Source organism: Actinomadura sp. 7K534 (assembly GCF_004348575.1).
In the GTDB taxonomy this organism is placed as follows: domain Bacteria; phylum Actinomycetota; class Actinomycetes; order Streptosporangiales; family Streptosporangiaceae; genus Spirillospora; species Spirillospora livida.
This window is the reverse complement of sequence record NZ_SMKB01000045.1, coordinates 22,582-39,795: the sequence shown is the minus strand read 5'-3', so window position 1 is coordinate 39,795 and position 17,214 is coordinate 22,582. Positions and strand designations below refer to the sequence as shown.

The 17,214-nt window shown below is 73.3% G+C and carries 12 protein-coding genes; 6 read left to right on the top strand and 6 right to left on the bottom strand.

The features are described 5' to 3' along the window. Nucleotides 1-192 precede the first annotated feature (192 nt). A complete protein-coding gene (locus E1266_RS12330; RefSeq protein WP_207945593.1) occupies nt 193-975 on the bottom strand; it encodes a hypothetical protein in 783 nt (260 codons plus the stop codon). 91 nt (nt 976-1,066) lie between these two features. Then, nucleotides 1,067-3,115, bottom strand: a complete 2,049-nt coding sequence (locus E1266_RS12325; RefSeq protein ID WP_132046472.1) for a DUF6077 domain-containing protein — start codon at nt 3,113-3,115, stop codon at nt 1,067-1,069. A gap of 225 nt (nt 3,116-3,340) precedes the next feature. Between E1266_RS12325 and E1266_RS12320 the strand changes: the two genes are divergently transcribed. Continuing rightward, nucleotides 3,341-3,850, top strand: coding sequence for a hypothetical protein (locus E1266_RS12320; protein ID WP_207945591.1), 510 nt, complete (start codon nt 3,341-3,343; stop codon nt 3,848-3,850). Between the two features lie 126 nt (nt 3,851-3,976). Here E1266_RS12320 and aceA read toward each other — a convergent pair whose 3' ends face one another. Then, nucleotides 3,977-5,260, bottom strand: a complete 1,284-nt coding sequence (gene aceA / locus E1266_RS12315) for an isocitrate lyase (protein WP_132046471.1) — start codon at nt 5,258-5,260, stop codon at nt 3,977-3,979. A gap of 150 nt (nt 5,261-5,410) precedes the next feature. Between aceA and E1266_RS12310 the strand changes: the two genes are divergently transcribed. The 3 genes from E1266_RS12310 to E1266_RS12300 all read left to right on the top strand — a co-directional run bounded on the left by E1266_RS12310 (nt 5,411) and on the right by E1266_RS12300 (nt 9,293). After that, nucleotides 5,411-6,847 (top strand): helix-turn-helix domain-containing protein, encoded by a 1,437-nt coding sequence (locus E1266_RS12310; protein ID WP_132046470.1) that lies wholly within the window; start codon nt 5,411-5,413, stop codon nt 6,845-6,847. Between the two features lie 142 nt (nt 6,848-6,989). After that, nucleotides 6,990-7,973 carry a glucosyl-3-phosphoglycerate synthase gene (locus E1266_RS12305; protein WP_132046469.1) on the top strand — a complete coding sequence of 328 codons (984 nt, stop codon included), beginning with the start codon at nt 6,990-6,992 and terminating at the stop codon, nt 7,971-7,973. Nucleotides 7,974-8,066: 93 nt separating this feature from the next. Next, complete coding sequence (locus E1266_RS12300; protein ID WP_132046468.1) at nt 8,067-9,293, top strand: acyl-CoA dehydrogenase family protein; 1,227 nt, start codon at nt 8,067-8,069, stop codon at nt 9,291-9,293. 428 nt (nt 9,294-9,721) lie between these two features. On the opposite strand, the gene E1266_RS12295 is transcribed toward E1266_RS12300, so the two are convergent. Beyond that, nucleotides 9,722-10,258, bottom strand: coding sequence for a gluconokinase (locus E1266_RS12295; protein ID WP_132046467.1), 537 nt, complete (start codon nt 10,256-10,258; stop codon nt 9,722-9,724). 32 nt (nt 10,259-10,290) lie between these two features. Between E1266_RS12295 and E1266_RS12290 the strand changes: the two genes are divergently transcribed. Then, nucleotides 10,291-10,998 (top strand): FCD domain-containing protein, encoded by a 708-nt coding sequence (locus E1266_RS12290; protein WP_132046466.1) that lies wholly within the window; start codon nt 10,291-10,293, stop codon nt 10,996-10,998. A 10-nt stretch (nt 10,999-11,008) separates the two neighbouring features. Here E1266_RS12290 and E1266_RS12285 read toward each other — a convergent pair whose 3' ends face one another. Together E1266_RS12285 and E1266_RS12280 are read right to left on the bottom strand one after the other, a co-directional pair. Next, nucleotides 11,009-12,400, bottom strand: coding sequence for a GntP family permease (locus E1266_RS12285; RefSeq protein ID WP_132046465.1), 1,392 nt, complete (start codon nt 12,398-12,400; stop codon nt 11,009-11,011). Nucleotides 12,401-12,560: 160 nt separating this feature from the next. Then, a complete protein-coding gene (locus tag E1266_RS12280) occupies nt 12,561-14,204 on the bottom strand; it encodes an NAD(P)/FAD-dependent oxidoreductase (RefSeq protein WP_132046464.1) in 1,644 nt (547 codons plus the stop codon). 276 nt (nt 14,205-14,480) lie between these two features. Here E1266_RS12280 and E1266_RS39850 point away from each other — a divergent pair, with 276 nt between their 5' ends. Beyond that, nucleotides 14,481-17,177 (top strand): LuxR C-terminal-related transcriptional regulator, encoded by a 2,697-nt coding sequence (locus E1266_RS39850; protein WP_165966047.1) that lies wholly within the window; start codon nt 14,481-14,483, stop codon nt 17,175-17,177. Nucleotides 17,178-17,214: the final 37 nt, after the last annotated feature.

The following is a 17,214-nucleotide window of genomic DNA, read 5'->3' as shown; positions in this document are numbered from 1 at the left end:
GGGTAGCCGCGCTCGCCCATCACGACGGTGACGAGGCCGTTGGCCTGCTCCACCGCCGCCTCGGGGGTGTCGACGAAGCGCTCCTGGACGCGGACCCACTGTCCCGGCGGGCCGGGAGCGCTCGCCGGCGAGGGGGCCGGTGGTGGAGCCGCCGCCCGGCGGCGCGTGGTCGGGTCGCCTGTGTTCCATGGGTCAGCTCCTCGGTGCCTGGTCGTCGCGGCGTCCCGCCGGTCCGGCGGCGGCCGCGTGGCCCGCCTCCCCGGCCACGGGGGCCTGCCCGGTGGCGGGACCGGTGCCGGTGCGGCCGGTGCCGGGCGCCGCGCCGGTGTCCTGGCGCGGGTCGTGTCGGGTGTCGTGTCGGGTGTCGTGGTGCGCGCCGTGCTGCGCGCCGGTGTCGTGGCCCGCGCCGGCCGCGGGCGCCGTGCCGGTGTGCCCCTCGCCGGCGGGGACGGCCAGCAGTTCCTCGAACAGCTCGCGGTAGTGCTGCATGGCCTGCCGCAGGTCCTCGGTGGACGCCTCGCCGTTCGCCGCCCGGCCGCTGATGGCGTGGGCGCGGCGGTAGTGGTCCATGGTGCGGCCGTGCTCGACCGACAGGTGGGCCACGTTCTCCTCGAAGCCGTGCGTGGGGTAGCCGCGCTCGCCCATCACGACGGTGACGAGGCCGTTGGCCTGCTCCACCGCCGCCTCGGGGGTGTCGACGAAGCGCTCCTGGACGCGGACCCACTGCTCGCGGTACTGCTCGCGCCGCGCCGGGTCGAGCTCCTTCAGCTGCAGTTCCTCATGGCGCTGCTCGCGGGAGCGCAGCTCCCGCTCGGCGGCCGCGCGGCCGCCCGCGCTGCGCACCGCCCGGTCGTATTCGGGGCCGAACCGCCGCTTCAGCCTTTGCGTCTGCGCCCGGGACCGGGCCACGAACACGACCGCGACCAGCGCGGCGACGACTACTACGGCGATGACGACCCATATCGCGGTGGACATTGTCTCCTCCAACATGCGCCGGATCGAACGCAACGCCGATGCCCGTCTCAATGCATTCAAAACGGAATGCCATGAATCGGGCACGCGGAGGTCAGCGGCCGGGGGGCACCAGGCAGTTCAGCGGCCCGATGCGCCGGGTGCCGCCGTATCCGGCGGCCCGCAGCAGTTCGAGCCCGCGCTCGTCGCGCCGCCACGCGCACGCCACGTCCACGCCGGTGCGCTCCAGCGCGGCCCTCACCTCGGCGGCGGGCGGCTTGTCTCCCCACGGGCGGCGGACGGCCGCGGTCAGCACCCGGCGGTCGTCGATGAACCCCCGCGGCACGGGCAGGCTCCGCAGGTAGTGGCCGTTGGGGTTCACCGCGTGCGTGTCGACGGTCAGCAGCGGGACGGCCCGCATCACGGCGGACGGCATGAGCACCAGGCCGCCCGGCCCCGCCAGCGCGGCCACCTCCCGCGCGGTCCAGACGGCCTTCCCCGAGACCTTCCACGACGGGCGCGCCGCCACGACCGAGCCGTTGGACGCCGACCACACCGGAACCCCGCCCGCGGCCAGCGCCACGGCGAGCGCGGCCGCGGGGACGGCGGCGGCGACCCGGGCGAGGCCCGGCCGCGCGGCGGGGATCCGCACCGCGGCCAGCAGCCCGATCAGCACGGGCGCGGGCACGGCCCACATCGTCCGCCAGAGCACCTGGCCCGCCCCGGACAGGTCCGCGGCCGCGTCCAGCACACCGGGGAGGGCGAGGGCGGTCACCACCGCCGCGACCCCGGCGGCGATCAGCGCCGGCGCGCCGCGGCGGGCGGTCCAGGGCGACAGCCACAGCGCGCACCCGGCGAGCACGCCGAGCGCCCCCTGCAACAGGACCCACCCGTAGGCGGACGGGGCGTCGTGGACCCTGCCGGCCACGCTCGTGTCGTCGTTGAACAGCATGACCGCGAGGCCCGCGGCGATCGGGTAGGCCGCGGCCGCGCACGCGGCGAGGCCGGTCCGGACGCGGCCGGCGGCCACCAGCGGGACGGCGGCGGCCCCGGCGACGAGGGGCACGACGAACGCGGCCGACGAGGTCAGCCCGACCCCGGCGATCCCGGCGGCGGCGAGCAGCGCGAGGTCCCGCCGCGAGCGCCGCTCGGCCCACCTGGTCAGGTAGACGAACAGCAGCGGCACGAGCACCGACACCAGCATCGCCTTGCCCTGCCACATCCGCAGCAGGTGGAAGGAGCCGAGCGAGGCCGGGCTCGTGCCGCTCAGCAGCAGGTAGGCCGCCGCCACGGCGAAGCAGAGCGCGGCGCGGCGCGGCGCCCACGCCCGGACCAGCCGCCAGAGCGCCCAGACGGCGAGGAAGACGGCCGCGGGCAGTACCAGGTACCAGAGGAGCGACGCGGCGGGGACGCCGAAGACCCGCGCCAGGGCCCCGGCGAGGACCTCGATCGAGGCGATCGGCGGCTCGCCCGCGATCTCGTCGGCCGTGCCGGGGGTGAAGATGACGTCCTTGAGGGGGATCTCGCCGGTGGCGGCGGTCGCGACCGAGCGCGAGACGAAGTAGGCGTCGTCGCCGTCGGAGTTCACGATGAACAGGGAGGCGACGGCGAACCCGGCCCCGGTGAGGAGCGCGAGCGGCGTCCCCCGGCGGACCGGCTCCGCACCGGCGTCCTCGTCCGCGTGCTCGCGGGCCCCGTGCTCCCCGTCCCCGTTTCCGTTCCCGTCCCGGCCGCGGAGGAGGAGGAACGCCGCGGCGGCGGAAACGCCCACCGTCCCGGCGACCCAGGTGCACCACCACGGGACGCCGGACGGGTGCAGGCCCGCGCACGTCCCCGCCGCGGCACCCGCCGCCACCGCGACCACGGCCAGGGGCCGCGATGGGCGCGGTGCCGCCGGGCGCGCCCTCTCCCGCCGGAGCGGGCCGCCGTCCCACCACTCGCGGCCGGCCGCGCAGAGCGCGGCGAGCGCCCCCGCGGCGGCGAGCCAAGCCAGCAGCAGCGCCCAGGTCGGCGCCCGGAGGAGCAGGCCGGCGTGGTAGACGGCGGTCCAGGCCGCGAAGAGCACGACGGCGGCGTCGGACAGGCCGTCCACCACGCGTGTCGTGCGGGTCTCGCCCGGCCGGCGGAGCTGCGCGTCAGCGGCACGGTCGAGTAACTGAACCATCCGGGTCCCCCCGTACGCCCGTAACGATCTTGCTTGTTAGACGCCGTCCCAGGACCCGAGGTTGACGCCGCCGCGCCTTCCGCACCCCTCGTGCCGGCCCGGGAGAGCGCCGCTCCCGGTAATCAGTACGGATTTACTGCGGTATGCCTGATATGCATGTTCTGATTGAGGCGCGATCGGTTCCCCCCGCGCCCGGCGGGCGCATGCGAATGGAAGTGATGCCCGGTGCGCCACGCGTTCGGCTTCGTCCTCGGCGTCCTGCTGACACCCGCACTGGTGTACGGCGCGGCCTGGGGATACGTCCAGGCCGGCCAGTCCTTCAGCGGCACCGGACAGGAGATCACCGACCGCACCCGCATCTACGGGGCGTTCGCCCTGCTCGCCGCCGTGGGCCTGGTGATGGGCGTGATCATCGTCGCGCGCTGGGCGTCGCCGCTGGTCTCGCTGATCCCGGCGCTGGCCCTGCTGGGCTTCTCCGCCTACTTCCTGGTCGACCCGGAGCGCGCCCTATCCCTGCCGGAGGAGGTGCCGCCGGCCGGCGACATGGACTTCGGGCTGCGCATGCTGCTCGGCTCCGGCGTGTTCGCGATGATGGGGTTCGCGCTGCTGATGCCGACGTGGGCACCGCGCCGCTGGAGCTCCCGCCGCGACGAGGAGCCGGCCGACGCGGACTTCTACTCCGCCATGGAGCGCCGGCCGGCGTCGAGGACCGGGCCGCCTCGTCCTGGGCTCTGAGCCACCGGTACGCGCTCGCCCGGGGTGCCCGGGAACGCCAGAAGGCCCCCGCGGGTGTAGGAACGCGGGGGCCTCCGGGGTCCGGGGGGATCAGACCGGAAGGTGGCTAGCGGGTGAGCCGGCGGCTCAGTGGAACTGGCCCTCTTCCGTCGAGCCCTTCAGGGCGGTGGTGGACGAGTCCGGGCTGATCGCGGTGCTCACCATGTCGAAGTAGCCGGTGCCGGCCTCGCGCTGGTGCTTGACCGCGGTGAAGCCCTTCTCGGCCGCGGCGAACTCGCGCTCCTGCAGGTCGACGTAGGCGGTCATGCCCTCGCGGGCGTAGCCGTGCGCCAGGTCGAACATGCCGTAGTTGAGCGCGTGGAAGCCGGCCAGCGTGATGAACTGGAACTTGAAGCCCATGTGGCCGAGCTCCCGCTGGAACTTGGCGATGGTCGCGTCGTCCAGGTGCGCCTTCCAGTTGAAGGACGGCGAGCAGTTGTAGGCCAGCATCTGGTCCGGGTACTCGGCCTTGACCGCCTCGGCGAACTTACGGGCCTGCTCCAGGTCCGGGGTGCCGGTCTCCATCCAGATGAGGTCGGAGTACGGCGCGTACGCCTTGGCGCGGGCGATGCAGGGCTCGATGCCGTTGCGGACCCGGTAGAAGCCCTCCGGGGTGCGCTCGCCGGTGATGAACTCGCGGTCGCGCTCGTCCACGTCCGTCGTGATCAGGGTCGCGGCCTCGGCGTCGGTCCGCGCGATGATCAGGGACGGCACGTTGGAGATGTCCGCGGCGAGGCGGGCGGTGTTCAGGGTCTTGATGTGCTGCGAGGTCGGGATCAGCACCTTGCCGCCGAGGTGGCCGCACTTCTTCTCGGAGGCCAGCTGGTCCTCCCAGTGCACGCCCGCGGCGCCCGCGGCGATCATGCCCTTCATCAGCTCGAAGGCGTTCAGCACGCCGCCGAAGCCGGCCTCCGCGTCGGCCACGATCGGCGCGAGGAAGTGGGTGTCGCCCTCGCCCTCGGCCCACTGGACCTGGTCGGCGCGCAGGAGCGCGTTGTTGATGCGGCGCACGACGGCCGGGACCGAGTTCGCCGGGTAGATGCTCTGGTCGGGGTAGGTCTGGCCCGCCAGGTTGGCGTCCGCCGCGACCTGCCAGCCGGACAGGTAGATGGCCTTGAGCCCGGCCTTCACCTGCTGGACGGCCTGGAGGCCGGTCAGCGCGCCGAGCGAGTGGACGTAGTCCTCTTCCCGCAGGAGCTTCCAGAGCCGCTCGGCGCCGAGGCGCGCGAGGGTGTGCTCCTCCTGGACCGAACCGCGGATCCGCACGACGTCCTCGGCCGTGTAGGTCCGCTCGATCCCCTGCCAGCGGGCATCGGTCTCCCACTGACGCTGCAGCTCTTCGGCTGCGCCCTTGAGGCGACTGTCGCTCATCGTCTCAGCCCTTCCGTGTCGTCCCCTGGGTGCTTGCATCGACTATGCCCCGGTCGCAAGCCCTTAATGAACTCGTGAGTAACAGAAGAACTGCGAAATTTCCGCTACCATGAACCCGTGACGACCTTGCGGCCAGAAGAACCCCTCAACTTGACGAGTGACGTAGATCTCGTGACGTTCGGGCAGCGGCTCCGGCACCTGCGCCGCGCCCGCGGCCTGACGCTCGCGGAACTCGGCGAGCGCGTCGGGCGCGCGCCGTCCCAGCTGTCGCTGCTGGAGAACGGGCGCCGTGAGCCCAAGCTGTCGCTGCTGCAGTCGCTGGCCACCGCGCTGGAGTGCCCGGTGGAGGAGCTGCTGCGGCGCCAGCCGCCCAGCCGCCGCGCCCAGCTGGAGATCGAGCTGGAGGAGGCGCAGCGCGACCCGCTCTACCGGACGCTCGGGCTGTCCCACCTCAAGGTCGGCAAGCGGATGCCGAACGAGGTCATCGAGCACATCCTGGCGCTGTACGGGGAGCTGAAGCGCAGCCGGACCAAACCGACCGCGAGCCCCGAGGAGGCGCGCAAGGCCAACGCCGAGCTGCGCCGCCAGATGCACGAGCGCGGCAACCACTTCGCCGACATCGAGGCCGTCGCGGCGCAGACCCTCGACGCCGTCGGCTACCGGCGCGGCGCGGTGTCCCAGGGCCTGCTGATGACGCTGGTCGGCCACTTCGGCTTCAGCCTCCGGTACGTCAAGGACCTGCCGCGCTCCGTGCGGTCGGTCACCGACCTGCGCAACCGGCGGATCTACCTGGAGCGCGAGCAGCTCGGCATGCACACGCCGCGGACGATCCTGCTGCAGACGCTCGGGCACATCGCGCTCGACCACGACCAGCCGCGCGACTTCGCCGACTTCCTGCGCCAGCGCGTCGAGGCCAACTACTTCGGCGCCGCGATCCTGATGCCCGAGCGCAGCGTCGTCCCGTTCCTGCAGGAGGCGAAGGCGGCGCGGGAGCTGTCGGTGGAGGACCTCGCGGACGTCTTCTCCGTCTCCTACGAGATGGCCGCGCACCGCTTCACCAACATCGCCACCCACCATCTGGACCTGCAGCTCCACTTCACCAAGAACGACGAGAACGGCACGATCTACAAGGCGTACGCCAACGACGGTTTGGCCTTCCCCCAGGACGAGGACGGTGCGATCGAGGGCCAGCGGATGTGCCGCGAGTGGGCCGGGCGCCACGTGTTCGGCGCCGAGGACCGCTTCTCGGTCTACTACCAGTACACCGACACCCCGCGGGGCACGTACTGGTGCCTGTCGCACATAGACCCCAGCCACGAGCGCGACTTCGCGATCACGCTGGGCGTCCGGTTCGAGGACTCGCGCTGGTTCCGCGGCCGGGAGACGACCCGGCGGCGCAGGTCGTCCTGCCCGGACGGCGACTGCTGCCAGCGCCCCCCGAAGACGCTGTCGGACCGCTGGGAGGGCATGGCCTGGCCGTCGGCCCGCGCGCACTCGCACGTCCTGTCGGTCCTGCCGCCCGGGGCCTTCCCCGGGGTGGACGAGGCCGACGTCTACGCCTTCCTGGACCGGCACGCCGCAGAATGACGACCGTGTTGTCCCCGCGTTAACTCTTCGGGCCGGTCTGCTGTCTCCCGTCCCGGCGGTGAATGATCTGGGAGGATCTGGCGTTCCTGATAGGTGAGGGGGACGCCCGGTCCGGGGACGGTCCGCACGGGAGGGAGAGCGCGTGCTGCCTGAGGTCGCGTCGTGGTTGCGCCGCCGCACGAGCACGGCGGAGGACTGGCCGCCGCGGCTGCTGCTCGGCGCCAAGGGCGACACCAGGATCAGCGTCGTGCTGCCGGCGCGCGACGAGGAGGCCACGGTCGGCGCCATCGTGGCGGCCATCCGCACCGAGCTGGTCGAGCGGACCCCGCTGGTGGACGAGATCGTCGTGGTCGACTCCCGGTCCCGCGACCGGACCGCCGCCGTGGCCGCCGCGGCGGGCGCCGAGGTCGTCGTCCAGGACGCCGTCCTGCCGGAGGAGGGCCGCATGTCCGGCAAGGGCGAGGCGCTGTGGAAGTCGCTGGCCGCGACGTCCGGCGACCTGGTCGTCTTCGTGGACGCGGACCTGCGCGAGTTCACCCCGTCCTACGTGACCGGGCTGCTCGGGCCGCTGCTCACCGACCCGTCCGTCGGCTACGTCAAGGGCTGCTACGACCGCCCGTTCGTCGAGGGGGACCGGCGCGTCGAGGGCGGCGGCGGCCGGGTGACCGAGCTCGTCGCCCGGCCCCTGATCAACCTGCACTGGCCGCTGCTCGCCGGCGTCATGCAGCCGCTCGGCGGCGAGTACGCCGGACGCCGCGCGCTGCTGGAGCGGCTGCCGTTCGTCACCGGCTACGGCGTGGAGCTCGGCCTACTCCTTGACGTCTACCACGACTCCGGCCTGGACGCGATCGCGCAGGTCGACCTGGGGCGCCGGGTGCACGCCCACCAGTCGACCGAGGCCCTCGGCGAGATGTCCGGGCAGATCATGCTGACCGCCTGGTCGCGGCTGGAGCGGCATGGCCGGATGATGCCCCTGGAGGCGCCCGCGACCGCGCTGACCCGCTTCCACCGCGGCCCGGACGGGTACGAAGCCCGCACCGCCGACGTCGCGGTGGGGGAGCGGCCCCCGATGGCCGAGGTGCCCGGCTACGCCGCCGCGCGCTCCTTCTCTCCCGGGCGCGGCTGAAAAACCTGTGACTCGGCCCACGGTGTTACCTCCGGTAACTCCAGATGGTGCTACCGTTGGTAACACGATTATTGGAGAGAGGGTCTATTAATCATGACGAGCGAACCGGCGCCGTTCTCGCTGGAGCCCAGTGAGGACGTTCGCGAAGTCAGGGACTGGGTGCACGAGTTCGCCCGGGACGTCATCCGTCCCGCGGCCGAGGAGTGGGACGAACGCGAGGAGACGCCCTGGCCGCTGATCCAGGAGGCCTCCAAAGTCGGCCTCTACTCGCTCGACTTCTTCGCCACGCAGTGGCTGGAGCCGACCGGGCTCGGCATCCCGGTGGCGTTCGAGGAGATCTTCTGGGGTGACGCCGGCATCGGGCTGTCCATCGTCGGGACCGGCCTCGCCGCCGCGTCCGTCGCCGCCGTGGGCACCCCGGAGCAGGTCGCCGAGTGGGTCCCGCAGATGTTCGGCACCCCCGACGACGTCAAGCTCGGCGCCTTCTGCTCCTCCGAGCCCGACGCGGGCAGCGACGTCGGCGCCATCCGCGCCCGCGCCGTCTACGACGAGGCCAAGGACGAGTGGGTCCTGAACGGCACCAAGACCTGGGCCACCAACGGCGGCATCGCCGACGTCCACATCATCGTGGCGTCGGTGCACCCCGAGCTCGGCAGCCGCGGCCAGGGCAGCTTCATCGTCCCGCCGAACACGCCGGGCCTGCGGCAGGGCCAGAAGTTCAAGAAGCACGGCATCCGCGCCTCGCACACCGCCGAGGTGATCCTCGAGGACGTGCGCGTCCCGAGCCGCCTGATCATCGGCGGCAAGGACCGGTTCGACGAGCGCATCGCGCGCGCCCGCGAGGGCAAGAGCTCCAAGGGCCAGGCCGCGCTGAAGACGTTCGAGACCACTCGCCCGTCGGTCGGCGCGATGGCCATCGGCGTCGGCCGCGCCGCCTACGACTACGCCCTGCAGTACGCGCGCGAGCGCGAGCAGTTCGGCCGCAAGATCGGCGACTTCCAGGCCATCGCGTTCAAGCTCGCCGACATGAAGTGCCGGGTGGACGCCGCCCGCCTCATGGTGTGGCGGGCCGCCTGGATGGCCCGCACCGGCAAGGACTTCGAGAACGCCGAGGGCTCGATGGCCAAGCTCATGGCGAGCGAGATGGCCGTCAACGTCACCGAGGAGGCCATCCAGATCCTCGGCGGCAACGGCTACACCCGCGAGTACCCGGTCGAGCGCATGCACCGGGACGCCAAGATCTTCACCATCTTCGAAGGCACCAGCGAGATCCAGCGCCTCGTCATCGGCCGCACCGTAACCGGCCTCCCCGTCCGCTAGCCCGGCCTGCGCAGACGCCCGGTGCGCCCGCTGCCCGCGCCCAGCGGGCGCACCGGGTCGACCGCAGGGCGAACCCGGCGGGCGGCGAGCAGCTCGTCCAGCATCCCCGCCGGCTACCAGGCCGGGTTCGAGGGGACCCGGTGAGGGCCCACCTGATACCGGCAGACCCCCGCCACGAAGGAGCCCGCCGTTAGACGGCCCCGGCCGCTGAGCGAAATACACCACCGCGGTCTTGGCGCCTGCGATAAGCGCCTGCCGGGCGCGCGAGGGGGCGACGTGAAGTCCCGCCCTGGCGTTTGCACATCCAGGGAGATGCGCGCCCGGTCATCGGCCGCACCGTCACCGGCCTTCCCGTCCGCAGGCCCCGCCTGCGCAGACGTCCGGTGTGCCTGCGAACCGCGCCTGCGGGCACACCGGGTCCCGGCGTGTCAGTCGCGGGTGCCGGCGTGGTCGGAGGGGAAGAGCGGGCGGATCAGCTGCGTGGCTTGGCGGGCGACCTCGTCGACCGGTGGTGCGACGTCGAGGAGGGCGCCGTGCTCGTCCGGTTCGAGTGGTTCCAGGGTCTCGAACTGGGAGCGCAGCAGGGTGGGCGGCATGAAGTGGTCGCGGCTCCGCATCCGTTCGAGCAGCAGTTCCTCGGCACCGTGCAGGTGGAGGAAGTAGGTGTCGGGCACCGGGGCGCGGAGCACGTCGCGGTAGGAACGCTTGAGGGCCGAGCAGGCGAGGACCGTGGACGTCCCGGCGGCTCGCTGGTCGGCCGTCCAGCGGGCGAGCGCCTCCAGCCACGGCCATCTGTCGTCGTCGGTCAGCGGCTCGCCGCCGGACATCTTCGCGATGTTCGCGGGCGGGTGGAAATCGTCGGCCTCGGCCATCTTCAGGCCGAACCCGTCCCGCAGCCGGCGCGCGATCGTGCTCTTGCCGCATCCGGACACCCCCATCACCACGATGTGGACGCTTGCGATCATGGGCTTCTCCGTCCGCGGGTACTCTGGCGGCCATGTCGACTCTGCACGAGGAGGTGCTCGCCAGGCTCGGGCCGCTGATCATCTCGGGCTCGCTGGCGCCGGGGTCGACGGTCAATCTCGAATGGGTGCAGCAGGAGTTCGGCGTGTCGCGGACCGTCGCCCGGGAGGCGGTGCAGGTCCTCGCGTCGATGCGGCTGGTGTCCAGCCGCCGGCGGACCGGCGTCACGGTGCTGCCGAAGGACGAGTGGGACTCCTACGACCGCGCCGTGATCAGGTGGCGGCTCGCCGGGCCGGAGCGCGGCGCCCACCTGCACCAGCTCTCCCAGCTGCGCACCGCGATCGAGCCGCCCGCCGCCGCGCTGGCCGCCCGGCACGCGGACGGCCGCCAGCGGGACAGGATCGCCGAGCTCGGCGCGGCCCTGGAGGCGGCGGGCGAGGCCGGCGACCTGGCCGCGTTCCTCGAACACGACATCGCCTACCACCGGCTGCTCCTCGAAGCGTCGGGGAACGTGATGTTCGCGGGCCTCGCCAACGTCGTGGAGGAGGTGCTGCGCGGGCGCACCCTCCACCGGCTGATGCCGGCGCGGCCCAAGCCCGAGGCGCGCCGGCTCCACCTCGTGGTGGCCGAGGCCGTCGCCGGCGGCGAATGCGAGGTCGCCAGGGCGGCGATGACGGCGATCTGCGTCGAGGTCACCGACGAGATGGGCCGCCTCGGCGGGGACGGCGCCCCCGCGTCCTGACCGGCCGCGCTCAGGTGACCAGCCACAGCAGCGAGGCGATCGCGAACACCGTCAGCCCGAGCGTCGTCTCGATGACGGTCCAGGTCTTCAGGGTGGTCTTCTCGTCCATGCCGAACAGCCGGCTCACCAGCCAGAACCCGGAGTCGTTCACGTGCGAGAGCACGGTGGCGCCGGCCGCGATGGCGATCACGAGGAGCGTGAGCTTGAAGTCGGAGAGGCCGGCGTCGCCGACCGCCCCTGCGATCAGCCCGCCGGTCGTGGTCAGCGCGACGGTCGCCGAGCCCTGCGCGACGCGCAGCAGGGTCGCGATGATGAAGGCCTGCAGGATCAGCGAGATGCCGAGGTCGGACAGGCTGCCGCTCAGCGCGTCGCCGATGCCGCTGAGCTCCAGCACCCCGCCGAACATGCCGCCCGCGCCGGTGATCAAGATGATGGCGCACACCGGACCCAGGGCCTGGTCGAGGATCTTGCTGACGGTGGCCATCGACGCGTTGGGCCGGCCGAGCACCAGGATCGCGACGAGGACCGTGATCAGCAGGGCCACCGGCGTGATGCCGAGCAGGCTCAGGAAGCCGACCCAGTCCCGCCCCTCGGCGAGCACGCCGGTCTCGACCAGCGTCGAGAGCACCGTGTTGAACGAGATCAGCACCAGCGGGATGAGCAGCAGCGTGAGCACCGTGGCGAAGGACGGCTGCCGCCAGCCGGGCTTCTCCGCGTCCTCGCCGTCCTGGATCTCGCCGAAGACCACGTCCGACACCGGCACGTCGACCCGGCCGGCGAGGAAGCGGGAGACCAGCATGACGCCGACGTACCACGCCACCACCGCGACCGGGATGCCGACGAGCAGCGTCAGCCCCACGTTGGCGCCGATCAGGTTCGCCGCGGCGACGGGCCCGGGGTGCGGCGGGACGACCGCGTGCATCGCGGCGAACGCGCCCGCCGCGGGCAGCGCGTAGTAGAGCACGGAGCCGCCGAAGCGGCGCGCCACGGTCAGGATGATCGGGACGAAGATGACGAGCCCGGCATCGAAGAAGATCGGGAACCCGAACAGCAGGGACGCGACGCCCAGTGCCAGCGGTGCCCGTCTCTCGCCGAACCGGCCGATGAGCGTGTCCGCGAGCGTCTGCGCGCCGCCCGTCACCTCCAGCAGCCGCCCGAGCATGACGCCGAAGGCGACCAGCAGCGCGACCGAGCCGATCGTGTCGGCGAACCCGAACATCAGCACGTCGGGGATGTCGCCGGGCGGGAAACCCACGGCGACGGCCGTCAGCACGCTCACCAGGACCAGCGAGATGAAGGCGTGCAGCTTCAGCTTCATGATCAGGAAGAGCAGCAGCGCCACGGCGCCGGCCGCGATCAGCAGCAGCGTGAGCGTGCCGAACTGTGGGTCGATGGCTTCCACGGGCGCCTCCGCCGAGTTCGGGCCCGGCCGGCCCGGGCGCGTACCGACACCCTGCCGCAAAGGTACTACCTTTTACAAGGGTTCGTCGGCGGCACTCGGCCGTGAAGGCGCAAAGCCCCCTGCCGCCCCGGGAGGCGGCAGGGGGCGCCGGGAGCCGGGGTCAGCCGGCCAGCCGGAATCCCTCGTAGCCTGCGGCGGCGACCTCGTCGCACTTCTGCCGGTACACGCCGACGCCGGCGGGATAGGGCATGAACACCCGGGGCTTGCCCGGCACGTTCGAGCCCATGTACCAGGAGTCGGCGGCCGGGTAGAGCGTCGCCTGGGCGACCTCGCCGACGTGCCGGGTCCAGGCGTCCTCGGCCTCGGGCGTGGCCTCGATCGTCCGCTCGCCCCGGGACCGCAGCGCGGCGATCGCGTCGCCCACCCACTCCACGTGCTGCTCGATGGAGACCATCATGTTGGACAGCACGGACGGGCTGCCGGGGCCGGTGATCGTGAACAGGTTCGGGAACCCGGCCACGGCGAGCCCCAGATAGGTGCGCGGGCCCTCCGCCCACTTCTCGGCGAGCCGGACCCCGCCCCGCCCGCGGATGTCGACGGCCGTGAGCGCGCCGGTGATCGCGTCGAACCCGGTCGCGAACACCACCGCGTCGAAGGCGAATTCCTCTTCCGACGTGCGGATGCCGGTGGGGGTGACCTCGGCGAGCGGCGTCCTGCGGACGTTCACCAGGCGGACGTGCGGCAGGTTATAGGTCTCGTAGTAGTTCGTGCCCAGGCAGGGGCGTTTGGCGCCCAGCGGATGGTCCCTGGGCTGCAGTTCCTCGGCCACCTCCGGATCGTTGACGACCTCGGCGATCCGGTCGCGGACGAACTGCGCGATGGTGTCGTTGGACTCCTTGCTGATGATCAGGTCGTTGTAGCCGCTGAGCAGGCTGACGAGGCTGTTGTCCTTGTCGTACCAGACTTTCCGGTAGTAGGCGTCGCGCTCGTCGTCCGGCACCTCCATCGCGCCCTTTGTCGCCTCCGGGAATGCGACTCCGAACCCGGACTCGCGGTTCGCCTTGCGCACTTCGGCGTACCGTTCCTTCACCGCCCGCTGCGTTTCGGGGTCGAGTGGATGGTTGTTGGCGGGTATCACGAAATTGGGCGTGCGCTGGAACACCGTCAATTGCGCGGCCTGCTCGGCGATCAGCGGGATGATCTGCACGCCCGAGGACGCCGTACCGATCACCGCGACCCTTTTCCCGGTGAAGTCCGCGCCCTCCTCCGGCCAGTCGCCGGTGTGGTACCACTCGCCGCCGAAGGCGTCCAGGCCCGGCAGGTCCGGCAGCCTCGGCGTGGACAGGCAGCCGGTCGCCATGACCAGGTACTGGGCCGACAGCCGGTCGCCGCGGTCGGTGCGCACCTCCCAGCGCCCGGTCTCCTCGTCGAACGCGGCCCCGGTCACCCGCGTCCGGAGCCGGATGTGCGGCCGCAGGCCGAACCGGTCGGCGACGTGGTCGATGTACCGGAGCAGCTCCTCCTGGGCCGGGTACTTCTCCGTCCACTCCCATTCCTGCTCCAGCGCGGGGTCGAACGAGTAGGCGTAATCAAGGCTCTTCACGTCGACGCGCGCCCCGGGATACCGGTTCCAGAACCACGTGCCGCCGATCCCCTCGCCCTTCTCGCAGACCTGCACGGACAGGCCGAGACCCCGCAGCTTGTGCAACATGTAGAGACCGGACAGTCCAGCACCCACCACTACCGCGTCGACCTCGCGCGAGTTCCCGGCGTCGTGCCGCGGCGGTGGTGACGTCTGGGTCATCGTTGGATTTCCTCTCGAAGAGTCCGATGGGTCGGCGGAGCACCGGGCCGGCTGAAGCGGGTGCGAAGTACCCGCGCACTTTCAGCGGCCGCGATCTTGAATGCTATATCCCCGGGACCGGCCATGGGGCGCCCTTCCCCGGTGCCGCATTTTCGTCGGCGATAATGCGCTCACGGTGAGTGAGACGACCGGCGTCCGGCCTGCGGACAGTCATTCGGGGACTAAAGGCGCTCCGTTCCGGCCCGGCGTCCGGGACCGATGCGGCACCATGGTCGCGTGCATCCCGTCGAGGTTTCCGAACGCGAGGCCGAGGTGCTGGCCGCCGTGGGCCGGCATCTGACCAACACGCAGATCGCGAGCCGGCTGCACATCTCGGTCCGGACGGTCGAGAGCCACGTGTCGTCCCTCCTGCGCAAGTACGGGGCGGCGAACCGGCGCGAGCTGGCCGTCCTCGCGGCCGGACAGGGCGAGCCGGGCGAGCAGGACGGGCGCGGGACGGTCTCCGGGGTGCCCGCCGCGCACACCTCGTTCATCGGGCGGGACGCCGAGCTGGCGGAGATCGAGGCCGCCGCCGGCCGGGCCCGGCTGGTGACGCTCCTCGGCTCCGGCGGGGCCGGCAAGTCGCGGCTCGCCGCGGTGGCGGCGGCCGCCTCCCGGCACGGGGGCGTGTTCGTCGACCTGGTGCCCGTGCGGGACGGCTTCGTCGACCAGGCCGTCGCGGCCGCGCTGGGCGTCGCCGAGCGCCCGGAGTCCGAGCTGCGCACCGTGATCGCCGAACGGCTGGGGCGGGGCCGGGCGCTGGTCGTGCTGGACAACTGCGAGCACGTGCTGGACGCGGTGGCGGAGTTCGCGGACCGGATCCTGGCGGCCTGCCCGGGCACCCGGATCCTGGCCACCAGCCGGGAGCGGCTCGGCATCCCGGGGGAGCGGATCGTCCGGGTGGGGCCGCTGCCGCTCGCCTCGCACGCCGAGGCGCTGTTCACGGACCGGGCCCTGGCCGCCGACCCCGGCTTCGCCGCCGACCCCGACGCCGTGGCGGAGATCTGCGCCCGGCTGGACGGCATGCCGCTCGCGATCGAGCTGGCCGCGGCGCGCTGCGCGTCGCTGGGCGCGCCCGGGGTGCTGGCCGTCCTGTCCGACCGGCTGCGCCTCCTCACCGGCGGGCGGGGGGCCGACGAGCGGCACCGCTCGCTCCGCGCCGTCCTGGCCTGGAGCCACGACCTCCTCGACGAGGAGGAGCGCGCCCTGTTCCGCCGGCTGGCGGTGTTCGCGGGCGGCTTCGACCTGGCCGCGGTCCTCGCGGTGACCCCGGGCACCCCGGCGGACGCGGCGGCCGACGTGCTGGGCCGGCTCGCCGAGAAGAACATGGTCGTCAGGGCGGGGCCGGCCCGCTGGCGGCTCCTGGAGACCGTCCGGGCCTTCGCCGCGGAACGGCTCGCGCTCAGCGGCGAGGAGGCCGGCCTGCGGAGGCTGCATCTCGCGTGGGCGTCCCGGGTCGCCGCCGAACTGGCGGACGCGCCCGCGGGCGAGGGGTTCGACGCCGTCGCGGACGATCTGCGCGCCGCGCTGGCCGCCGCCCCCGCGGACGCGGGGGAGACGGCGCACGGACTGGCGCGGTCGCTGGGCGGCCTGGCGTACGCGCGGCGGTTCACGCGCGAGGCGTACGACCACTTCATGGAGGCGGCCGAGCGGGCGGGGTCGCCCGCGGAGGCGGCCGGCGACCTCAAGAGCGCGGCGGACTGCACGCACGTCATGCCGACCGGCGGCCACCAGCACTTCGAGCTGCTGTGCGCGGCGGCGGAGCGGGCGCGGGACGCGGGGGACGGCGGCGCGGAGGCGGTCCTCCTGGCCACGGCGGTCGTCACGACGGCCCGCAACCCCGGCTGGTACGCGATCCCGCACGCCGACCTGCTGCGGCTGGTGGAGCGCGCGGAGGCCGCCGGCGACCCGGGCGACCCCGTCGTCGCGGCGTGGCTCGCCGCCGCCCGCGCCTGGACGGCCTCGGCCGAGCCCTACAGCGCCGATCCCGCCCTCGCGGAGCGGGCCGTGGCGGCGGCCCGCGCGGCGGGCGATCCGGTGCTGGTCAGCGCCGGCCTCGACGCGGTGGTCAGCGCCGCGCTGCGCGCGGGCCGGCTGCGGGCGGCGCACCGGACCGGCCGCGAGCGGCTCGACCTGCTGGCCGCCCTGCCCGGCGACGACCCGCGCTGCGCGGCCGAGATCGTCGACATCGTGCACGTGGCGGTGAACTGCGCGACCGCGGCGGGCGACCTGCCCGGCGCGCTGGCCGTCGCGCGGCGGGCGCTGGCGGACGACCTGCTCCATGACCAGTACTACCTGTCGTCCAACACCGTCATCGTGCCGCTCGCCCTGAGCGGGGAGTTCGGCGAGGCGCTGCGGTACGCGGGCGAGGCGTGGGAGAGCTGGCTGCGGGCCGGCCGGCCCGGCAGCGGCATGATGCTGCCGGCCGCGGTCGGTCCCGCGCTCGTGCACGGCCTGCGCGGCGACCGCGCGCGGCACCGGGAGTGGCGGGCCCGGGTGCCGGACGCGGCGACGGGCCAGGTGTTCGACCTCTCGGCGCTGGCCGGTTTCGCCGACGCGCTCGTCGCCGTGCACGGCGGGTGCCTCGGCGGTGCCGCCGAGCTGGTCGCCGGGCTGTTCTCCGACGCGACGGACCCGCTCTACGCCGGGTACGCCCACCCGGCCGGCGCCGAACTGGCCGTCCTGGCGGGCCTCCCGGACGCGGCGGCGCTGGTCTCCGCCGCCGAGGCCGCGGCGGCGGAGAACGCGTGGGGTGCGGCGTGCCTCGCCCGCGCCAGGGGGCGCCTGCACGGCGACGCCGGCGAGCTGGCCGCCTCCGCCGAGGCGTGGGAGCGCCTCGGCGCCCGCTTCGAACGGGCGGCCACCCTCCTGCTCCTGCCCGGCCGGGCCGACGAGGGCCGCGCGGAGATGGCCCGGCTGATGAAGCACGAATAGCGCATCTCGCCTGGGAGACGCGCCATTCGCGAAGGGG

Excerpts from the sequence above, each read along its gene's own strand:
- E1266_RS12330 (WP_207945593.1), bottom strand. The coding sequence starts at position 975 with ATGTCCACCGCGATATGGGTCGTCATCGCCGTAGTAGTCGTCGCCGCG.
- E1266_RS12325 (WP_132046472.1), bottom strand. The coding sequence starts at position 3,115 with ATGGTTCAGTTACTCGACCGTGCCGCTGACGCGCAGCTCCGCCGGCCG.
- aceA (WP_132046471.1), bottom strand. The coding sequence starts at position 5,260 with ATGAGCGACAGTCGCCTCAAGGGCGCAGCCGAAGAGCTGCAGCGTCAG.
- E1266_RS12300 (WP_132046468.1), top strand. The coding sequence starts at position 8,067 with ATGACGAGCGAACCGGCGCCGTTCTCGCTGGAGCCCAGTGAGGACGTT.
- E1266_RS12295 (WP_132046467.1), bottom strand. The coding sequence starts at position 10,258 with ATGATCGCAAGCGTCCACATCGTGGTGATGGGGGTGTCCGGATGCGGC.
- E1266_RS12290 (WP_132046466.1), top strand. The coding sequence starts at position 10,291 with ATGTCGACTCTGCACGAGGAGGTGCTCGCCAGGCTCGGGCCGCTGATC.
- E1266_RS12280 (WP_132046464.1), bottom strand. The coding sequence starts at position 14,204 with ATGACCCAGACGTCACCACCGCCGCGGCACGACGCCGGGAACTCGCGC.